This is a genomic window from Thermodesulfatator autotrophicus (genome assembly GCF_001642325.1).
GTDB lineage: Bacteria > Desulfobacterota > Thermodesulfobacteria > Thermodesulfobacteriales > Thermodesulfatatoraceae > Thermodesulfatator > Thermodesulfatator autotrophicus.
Window position 1 is genome coordinate 1 of record NZ_LSFI01000040.1, and the last position, 8796, is coordinate 8796.

7 protein-coding genes are annotated in these 8796 nt (G+C 45.8%); 3 read left to right on the top strand and 4 right to left on the bottom strand.

Annotated elements, in window-relative coordinates:
- Positions 1–146: 146 nt before the first annotated feature.
- On the bottom strand, positions 147–1745 hold the full coding sequence (locus tag TH606_RS08530) for a bifunctional aminoglycoside phosphotransferase/ATP-binding protein (protein WP_068542929.1): 1599 nt from the start codon (positions 1743–1745) through the stop codon (positions 147–149).
- A gap of 9 nt (positions 1746–1754) precedes the next feature.
- Positions 1755–2756, bottom strand: coding sequence for a tryptophan--tRNA ligase (gene trpS, locus TH606_RS08535; RefSeq protein WP_068542930.1), 1002 nt, complete (start codon positions 2754–2756; stop codon positions 1755–1757).
- 155 nt (positions 2757–2911) lie between these two features.
- Between trpS and TH606_RS08540 the strand changes: the two genes are divergently transcribed.
- The 3 genes from TH606_RS08540 to TH606_RS08550 are packed head-to-tail and all read left to right on the top strand — an operon-like array spanning position 2912 to position 5309.
- Positions 2912–3319, top strand: coding sequence for a 4Fe-4S binding protein (locus TH606_RS08540; RefSeq protein WP_068542933.1), 408 nt, complete (start codon positions 2912–2914; stop codon positions 3317–3319).
- Positions 3319–5094: an aldehyde ferredoxin oxidoreductase N-terminal domain-containing protein gene (locus TH606_RS08545; RefSeq protein ID WP_068542934.1), complete on the top strand. Its 1776-nt coding sequence runs from the start codon at positions 3319–3321 to the stop codon at positions 5092–5094. The genes TH606_RS08540 and TH606_RS08545 overlap by 1 nt, the downstream gene beginning before the upstream one ends.
- A complete protein-coding gene (locus tag TH606_RS08550) occupies positions 5085–5309 on the top strand; it encodes a DUF5395 family protein (protein WP_068542936.1) in 225 nt (74 codons plus the stop codon). Before TH606_RS08545 ends, TH606_RS08550 begins: the two co-directional genes overlap by 10 nt.
- Positions 5310–5345: 36 nt before the next feature.
- On the opposite strand, the gene TH606_RS08555 is transcribed toward TH606_RS08550, so the two are convergent.
- Positions 5346–7154, bottom strand: a complete 1809-nt coding sequence (locus TH606_RS08555; RefSeq protein ID WP_068542938.1) for an aldehyde ferredoxin oxidoreductase family protein — start codon at positions 7152–7154, stop codon at positions 5346–5348.
- Positions 7155–7704: 550 nt separating this feature from the next.
- A complete protein-coding gene (locus TH606_RS08560; RefSeq protein ID WP_082863588.1) occupies positions 7705–8772 on the bottom strand; it encodes an iron-containing alcohol dehydrogenase in 1068 nt (355 codons plus the stop codon).
- Positions 8773–8796: the final 24 nt, after the last annotated feature.

Sequence of the window (8796 nt, forward strand, 5' to 3'; positions counted from 1 at the left end):
TGGGATTACTTAGTCGCACTTTGTGTTCCTCGTATGACCCATTGGGGCACTTCGTCGGCCCTGCGGGGTCCCCCTAATAATAACAAAGGGAGTACGCTCCTCGCGGTGACAATGGGGTTGTCATTGCGAAACCAATCTCTACTCTGTCATTGCAAGTCACTAAGTGGCGAAGCAATCTCAGCCTTTAAGTGATTAACAACTATTTGGGCCAGTTCTTCCACTGGGCGGGTGGTCTCAAGAACAAGCAACTTATCTTCAGGAATTTCGGTAGGTGGCTCAAAGACTTCTTTTTGCTTAACATAGATTTCCCAGCGGCCGTCAGAGGGCTCAGCTGTTTTTTGGGCCCTTTCCTCAAAACGGGCCTTTATTACCTCGTCTGGTGCCACACACTGCACGAAGAGAAGCTTAACTTTCAAGTCTTTCACCGCTTCTAAAACCATTTCCCGTAAATTTCTGGCCCGAAAGGTAGCATCAAGAATTACATCTCGGCCACGGACAAGGTCTTCAGCGGCATAGCGCGCCATGGCTTCGTATGTTTTAAGGGTAAACTCCTCGCTGTATATCCCTTTACCAAAGGGAACATAGTGATGCTCTTCAGGCTTTATGCCCAGTAATTTTTTGCGCACGATGTCTGAATTGTAATAATTGGTAAGGAGCTTATCTCTAAGGGCACGGGCAAGCGTGCTTTTGCCTGTCCCTGAAAGGCCAAAGATAACAATAAGCCACGGCACACCTTCGGCGTAAAGATAGGCCAGGTCAAAATAACGCCTGGCATCATTTAAGGCCTTATTGCGCACTTCTTCTGGCACCTCAGGAGAAGCCCAGGTGAAACAACCAATTTTCCCTCGCACATAAGCCCGGTAACACTTATAAAAGTCAAGTAAATTAAGGAGCCCTTTATCTCCCGAAAGGGAAACATACTGGTCAATGAAATAGCGCGAGAAATCTTTAAGTTCGTGAAAGTCAAGGTCCATGGCGAGAAAAGCCAGGTCCTGGGCCACATCACCACAGCGAAAGCGGTCATTAAATTCAATACAGTCAAAGATATAGACCTCGTTTTTAGGCTCATCAAAACAAATGTTGGCGGAATAAAGGTCTCCATGGCCATCGCGGATAAAACCCTCGGCAATGCGCTCCTTAAAAAGGGCCTCTTTTTCTTTAATGAAAGTGCGCGACCAGGAAACTATGTGCTCATAACGATGAGGGGCAAGGGCCCTGCCTACGAAATCTTTGGTCTGGCTGAAGTTTTCTTCCACGTTAAAAGAGATGGCCTCAAGGGTGCCGTATTTATTGACTTCCGGGCCAGTTTCTGCCTGCTGATAAAAGGGCACAAGCTTTTTGACAATTAAATCCAGGTGGCTCTGGCGCAAACGGCCCTGGGCTATAAGGCGGCCCATCATGCCCTCTTCTGGCATACGTTTCATCTTAACCGCCCATTCCACGGGCTCGCCTTCTCTCTCAAAATAGGCAGTATCACCCTTTTCAACCACCGGCACTACCCCCAGGTAAATGTCCGGACACAGGCGGCGGTTAAGGGTTACCTCTCTCTCACAGTAAAACTTCCGTTTTTCAAGGGTGGTAAAGTCAAGAAAACCAAAGTCAACAGGCTTTTTTATCTTATAAACCAGGTCCCCTGCTAAAAAAACATAGGAAATATGCGTCTGGATTAACTCCACCTTTTCTGGCCGGTGAGGGTAGGCCTCAGGTTCAAGCAGTTTTTTTATCAAAGCCGGCAGTTCTTTCATAAAAGCTCCTTAAAACCACCTGGTACCAAACAAGGCCACTTTAGCGGCCTCAAGAGTTTCTCGGGCCACCTGACAGGCTTTTTCGTTTCCAGAGGCCATTATTTCTTCAAAAAGAGAGGGTTTTTCTTCAAGTTCACGGCGCCTTTCCCAAAGGGGCCGCAAGGCCTCTACCACCCTGTCAGCAAGCTTTCTTTTACATTCCACACAACCAAGACGAGCATCTTTACAGCCAGCAATAACCTCTTGCTGCTCTTCTGGAGTCAAGTAAAGCTTCATAAGTTGAAAGGCCACACAGCGGTTTTCCGGGTCACCTGGGTCACTTTTACGCGGACGGTTAACGTCTGTTACCATGGTGCTTATTTTCTGGCGCACGGCTTTTTCGTCGTCAGAAAGAAAAATAGCATTCCCGTAGCTTTTACTCATTTTGCGCCCATCTATCCCGGGAACCTTGGGCACCTCTGAAAGCAATGGTTCCGGGAGGGGGAAAACTTCAGTCTGGTAAAGATAATTGAAGCGGCGGGCTATCTCACGGGTTAGCTCCAGATGGGGCAACTGGTCCACTCCCACCGGCACTTTATGGGCCTTGTAGATTAAAATGTCTGCGGCCTGGAGCACGGGGTATCCTAAAAAACCATAAGTAGCCAGGTCTTTTTGTTTAAGCTCCTTTATCATGTCTTTGTAAGTGGGATTCCTTTCAAGCCAGGAAACCGGAGTAAACATGGCAAAAAGGAGATAAAGCTCAGCGTGCTCCTTAATAGCACTCTGGATAAAAAGAGTAGAACGAGATGGGTCTAGACCAACGGCCAGCCACTCAAGTAATAACTCTCGGGAAAATTCTGGAATACGCCTGGGGTTTTCATACTCTGTAGTAAGGGCATGCCAGTCAGCCACGAAGTAAAAACACTGGTATTCTTCCTGAAGCTTGAGCCAGTTACTCAGCACTCCGTGAAGATGCCCCAAGTGAAGAGGGCCTGTAGGCCTCATGCCACTAAGTACTCTTTTGGAACTCACAAAATACCTCCTGCTTAAAAAATGAGCTTATCCCTTCATTAAAACAGATTTACCTTTTTGCCAAGAAAAGAATTATAAGGATAAGCAAAACCGATTTACTTTGCCCTGTAAAAATATTATTTTGTTTCTTTGAACCCTTTTGAAAGGAGCATCTTATGGCCACGGGACGCTTAAAAGTCCTTGACCCTGACCGCTGTGTTGGCTGCCAGCTATGTATGTTTGCCTGTCAGAGACGCACCGGCCAGGCAGGCCTGGCCGAAAGTGCTATTCACGTTCGGTCTCGCGGTGGGCTTTCACGCGGGCTTACCGTGATTGTTTGCCGGGCCTGTGAAGACCCACCCTGCTTGGCGGTATGTCCTACCGGGGCGCTAATAAAGAGAAAAGGGGGCGGAGTAGTTCTTGCGGCTAAAAAGTGCATTGGCTGTGGTTTTTGCCGTGAGGCCTGTCCATTAAATGCTATATTCTGGAACGATGAGACGCAAAAACCCGTTATCTGTATGCATTGTGGGTATTGCGCTGAGTATTGCCCTCACCAGGTAATTGCCCTTGAGGAGGCTGCCTGATGCTTAAAAATGACCCTTTGAAAAGAGTTCTCTATATTGACCTCTCCTCTAAAAAATTTTGGATAGAAGAAAGACGGGACCTTTTTGAAAAATATATTGGTGGCACCGGGGTAGCCAGTGCCCTTCTTGAAGAAGAGTGCCCGAAAGAGATTGACCCTCAAGACCCCAAAAATCCCATTATTCTTGCAGTTGGGCCATCTACCGGGCTTTTCCCTATTGTCTCTAAAACTGTTTCCATGTTTCTTTCACCGCACAACAAGCTTTTAGGAGAAAGCCATGCCGGTGGCCGCAGCGCCGTGGCCTTGAGGCTTGCCGGTTATGGCGCGGTAATTATTCGTGGTAAGAGCAATATACCCGTTTATCTGGTGATTGACAGTAATGGGGTCAAGTTTCGCGATGCCCGCGCTCTGTGGGGGCTTTCTGTTTCTGAAACAGGACGTTTTATTCGCGAAAGAGAAAAAGGAAGTGGGCTAAGAAGTATTCTTCGCATAGGGCGGGCAGGAGAAACCGGTGTTACCTACTCCTGTGTAGTCACAGAAACTTATCGCCATTTTGGAAGGCTTGGTCTGGGGGCCCTTTTTGGTTACAAAAAATTAAAGGCCATTGTTATTGAAGGCGGTAAAAAGGCCTTACCAGTAACTGACCGCAAGCTATACAAAGAAACTTACGACGATATTTTAACCCGCTTAAGGGAAAACCCTTCTCTCAAAAAATATTACGAACTGGGCACAGCGGTTAACATCATTCCTCTAAACATGCTAGGGGCTCTTCCTACCAGAAACTTAAAAGAAACGCGCTTTGAAAAGGCAGAAAATATTTGTGGTGAATACTTTGCCGAAAACCTTTTGGGACGAAGACTTGCCTGTGCCCATTGCCCTATGGCCTGTATCCACATTGCCGCCTTAAGAACCCCCTATGAAGACGAACCTTATTTTTACAAAACTACTTTTATTTCTTATGACTACGAGCCCATTTACGCTACTGGTAGCATGATAGGGGTAGGCTCAGCTGAAGGAGTTTTACGTCTTCTTGATAGCATTGACAACTATGGTTTTGACGTTATGAGCACGGGAGTGGTGCTGGCCTGGACTACCGAGGCCTTTGAAAAAGGCCTCATTAATGAAGAACATACCCTGGGGCTTGAACCAAAGTTCGGTGACGTTGAAACCTACCTTAAGATGCTTTTCCATCTGGCCAATCAAAGTAATGAGTTTTACACGGCGCTGGCCCGCGGGGTAGATTTTACTTCCCAAAAATACGGAGGTGAGGACTTTGCCCTGGCCTTTGGTGGTAATGAAATGAGTGGCTACCATACAGGCTATGGTATCCACATAACTCACCTTACGGGCTCAAGGCATAGCCACCTTGATTCTGCTGGCTATAGCTACGACCAAAAAACCAAACTCAAAGAGCTTGATATCCATAAGCTAGTAGAAAAACTTTTTAAAGAAGAGGCCTACCGCCAGGTACTTTCTTCAGCGATCTGCTGTTTCTTTGGCCGCAGTGTTTTTGATTTTGAAACCCTAGCTCGCATGTTTTCCCTTTCTGGGTTTGGCTACGAAGCCAAAGATTTAGAGAAACTGGGACAAGACATTTTGATCAGGAAATATCATTTTAAGAAGGCCAGAAACTTTGCGCCGAGCAAGTTAAGAATTCCCAGAAGGATATTTGAAACCATATCACCTCACGGCAAACTTGATGAAAAAGTCTTAAAGACAGCGGTCAAACTTTATGAAGAAATGATTGAAAAAAGAGGAGGTGGGGCATGCAAATAACCCTTTACTACGAAACCGAGTGGATTGCCAAAGGTGAAGGTATTTACGTAACAGCGTCTTCTCTTCTGGAACTTAAAGACAAGATAAAAACTTATCTTTTAACCAAACGAGAAATGAAAACCCAAAAAGTAACCCTCGTATTTGATAGGGCTCGTATTCCCCACTGGATAGTTAGCCATCTCTCAGTAGAAACCACCGAACTAGAATTAGTGTAAACAGGTAAAAGAGGGGGCTTTTAACCCCCTCTTTTATTAAGCCAGGCCGAGTTCCTTTAATTTTTCTTCCGTGGGGATACCCTCTTTAGTCCAGCCACGAATTTCGTAATACTCGGGGAGCATTTCTGGCAGACGATGGACTTTCCCTTTATTGGGACCCTCAGGGAGAGGTTCTTCTAAAAGACGCTTGGGAAGGGTGTCTTCTTTAGGGTCAAGGCCAGCTTTTAAGTTAAAAACCCTTTCCAGATTCCAGATGCGTTCACCACACTGCATCATCTCTTCAATGGTGTAGTCAAAGCCGGTAGCAGCGGCCAGAAGGTCACGATAATCCTTGGCTCCTAAGGCAAAGGAAGTAAAGAGACAAAGGCCTGAGGAGTCAATCACCGCGGTTAAGTCCTGAAAGATTTTTACCCACTGGGCCTTGCCTTCAATAGCCTGAGGATCAAGCTTTTCAGGGCTACCAAGCACTTCAGGGGCAATGAGATAGGCCCTCACATGGCAACCACCCCGGTTAGAGGTGGCATAAGCCAGGCCGTGGCCCTGGACACCACGAGGGTCATAGGCGGGTAGCTCCTGACCTTTAACACTCATGGAAAGCTCTGGTGCTCCGTAATGTTCAGCCAGGCGTTTTGAGCCTTCAGCTAACTTATCTCCCAGGCCTTTACGATAAGCAATGGCGTGGGTGTAATAGACAATGGCCTCAGAGCTGCCAAAAGTAGGCTTCGGCCCAGCGGCCAGGTCTTCTTTGGGAATATAGCCCTTTTCAAAGAGTTCCATGGCACAGGCTATAGTGGCTCCACAGGAAATCGGGTCAAGCCCCAGGGTGTTACACAGGAAGTTAGCCTCGGTTATGGCAATCAAGTCTTTCACACCACAGTCAGCCCCAAAGGCCCAACCGGTTTCGTACTCAGGACCCTCGCCCTTATTTTTATTGGGAAGCTCAGTTACCCGGCCACATTTAATGGGGCAGGCGTAGCAGCCCTTATTTTTTTTGAGGTAGCCTTTTTCCACCAGGGCCTCACCACAAATTTCATCTGTCCCTTCAAAGACCCCTGTCTGGAAGTTGCGAGTGGGATAAAGGCCGCTTTCGTTTATGATGTTATCAAGCACTTTAGTGCCAAGCTTGGGCAGAGCCTCACCAGTAACCGGGTTAGTTCTAATTATGTCAAGCTTTTCCCGGAGAAAGTTTTTAAAAATTTCAGCTTCTGCCGGTTCAGTTCTTTTGGTGCCACGAACCACAATGGCCTTAAGCTTCTTGTAGCCCATGACCGCCCCTACTCCTGAACGACCGGCCGCCCGGTGTTTGTCGTTCATGACACAGGCAAAACGCACCAGATTTTCTCCAGCTGGGCCAATACAGGAAACTCTAGCCTTGGTGTCTCCAAACTCCTCCAGCAAGCGGTCAGTGGTTTCGTGAGTATCAAGGCCCCAGAGGTGTTCAGCAGATTTGAGTTCCACTTCGTCGTCTTTTATGCTGAGATAAACCGGCTTTTCCGCTACGCCTTCAAATATAATCATGTCGTAGCCGGCAGCCTTAAGCTCTGCCCCAAAAGTGCCGCCAGAATTTGAACAGGCAATAAGCCCGGTAAGAGGAGACTTACAAATAACCATATAACGGCCACCGGTAGGAGCAGGAGTTCCAGTGAGAGGACCGGTAGCAAAAATAAGCGGGTTTTCAGAAGAAAAAGGTTCAGCTTTAGGGTCCATCAATTGTGAGAGATAATAACTCCCCAGCCCTCGACCGCCTATAAACTTGCGCAAAAGCTCTTCGGGAATACTTTCTTTTTTAACCTCTCCTGTTGATAAGTTAACCCGTAAAATACAGTTTGCATAAGAGCCTGGCATAAACTCCTCCTTTCTATAAAATTAATGGTTTATCTTTTCCACTAAAAAACATTAATGGGAGAGTCTTTCATATTAAAGACCTTTTACAAAATATTTTCGTGAAACTGCTTCTCCTGTCCGAGCAAAGCGAGGGATCTCCTCGCAGTGATAAATAAGGGAATCCACCCCTCTCTCAATGACAACATTGGAAAAGGTGTTTCTCGCAGGGGAGAGGGAAATGTATTTTTCGCGATAACAAAAGAATGTGTAACCGCAAGGCTTTCCTACCACTTTGTCATTGCGAGCGGAGTGAAGCAATGACAAGAAAGGAGTTCGCAATAACAGCCCTAAAATTGCCATCTATTTTTGCTCCCAGAAAAATTTCACCAAGGCAACATGATCTCCGAAGGACTTATGAGATATTTTCGCTCACAATAACAACTAATAATAAGCTAATAGCTATTTTAAATAAAGTTATATCAAAAAAATTTTGAGAAAAAATTTTAAGGGACAGGCAATTTAAAAAACTAACGCCTGTCCCGTGAAAACTAAAAATTAAAAAGAATCACGTCTAAAAATTTACTGCTTCTAAAGGTTCTCCTGTCAGGACAGCCATATATATAGCTTTTACATCTTTTTCTGTGGCCTTACGCGGATTGGTTAAACCGCAGGCGTCTTTCATGGCGTTAGCAGTCATAATATCAATGTCTTCCTCTTTAACTTCCTTACCATAACGTTTACCAAGTTCTATTAAACTTGGCGGAATTCCCACGTCTAATGAAAGCTGTTTAATAGCAACTAAACACTTTTCTGCGGCTTCCCTAGGAGATAAGCCTTCAACATTTTCTCCCATAAGTTCCGCCATCTTTACAAAGCGGTCAATCTTGGCAATAAGATTAAACTTTTCCACATAAGGAAGTAAAATGGCATTACATTCACCGTGAGGAAGGTCATAGAAGCCACCTAATTGATGAGCCATAGTGTGGACATACCCTAAAGAAGCGTTGTTAAAGGCCATACCAGCTAGAAATTGGGCATAGCACATCCCTTCACGGGCCTCTACGTCATCTCCATTAGCTACCGCCCGGCGTAAATATTTAAAAATCATAGATATAGCCTTCTCAGCACAAGCGTCAGTAATAGGAGTAGCTATGGTTGAAACATAGGCTTCCACTGCGTGGGTTAAGGCGTCCATACCAGTAGCAGCGGTGAGGGCTGGAGGCATTCCTAGCATCAGTTTGGGATCGTCAATAGCAACATGAGGAGTTACTCTCCAATCAACTATGGCCATTTTTACCTTTCTTGAAGTATCAGTAATTATACAAAAGCGAGTCATTTCAGCGGCTGTGCCAGCCGTAGTATTAACTGCTATGAGCGGAGGCAATGGCCTGGTAGATTTGTCAATACCTTCGTAATCATGAATCTTTCCACCGTTTGTAGCCACAAGACCTATAGCCTTACCGCAATCGTGAGAGGAGCCACCACCAACAGTAATAATGGCATCACAATTTTCTTTTTGATAAATCTCTAAACCTTCTTCCACATTGGTATCCGTTGGATTGGGAACAGTTTTATCATATACAGCGTATTCTATACCAGCTTCATCTAATAGTTTGGTTACTTCGTTTAAAATACCCATAGTGTTTCGTCAACTGTGTCCGCA

Excerpts from the sequence above, each read along its gene's own strand:
- TH606_RS08530 (WP_068542929.1), bottom strand. The coding sequence starts at position 1,745 with ATGAAAGAACTGCCGGCTTTGATAAAAAAACTGCTTGAACCTGAGGCC.
- TH606_RS08540 (WP_068542933.1), top strand. The coding sequence starts at position 2,912 with ATGGCCACGGGACGCTTAAAAGTCCTTGACCCTGACCGCTGTGTTGGC.
- TH606_RS08545 (WP_068542934.1), top strand. The coding sequence starts at position 3,319 with ATGCTTAAAAATGACCCTTTGAAAAGAGTTCTCTATATTGACCTCTCC.
- TH606_RS08550 (WP_068542936.1), top strand. The coding sequence starts at position 5,085 with ATGCAAATAACCCTTTACTACGAAACCGAGTGGATTGCCAAAGGTGAA.
- TH606_RS08555 (WP_068542938.1), bottom strand. The coding sequence starts at position 7,154 with ATGCCAGGCTCTTATGCAAACTGTATTTTACGGGTTAACTTATCAACA.
- TH606_RS08560 (WP_082863588.1), bottom strand. The coding sequence starts at position 8,772 with ATGGGTATTTTAAACGAAGTAACCAAACTATTAGATGAAGCTGGTATA.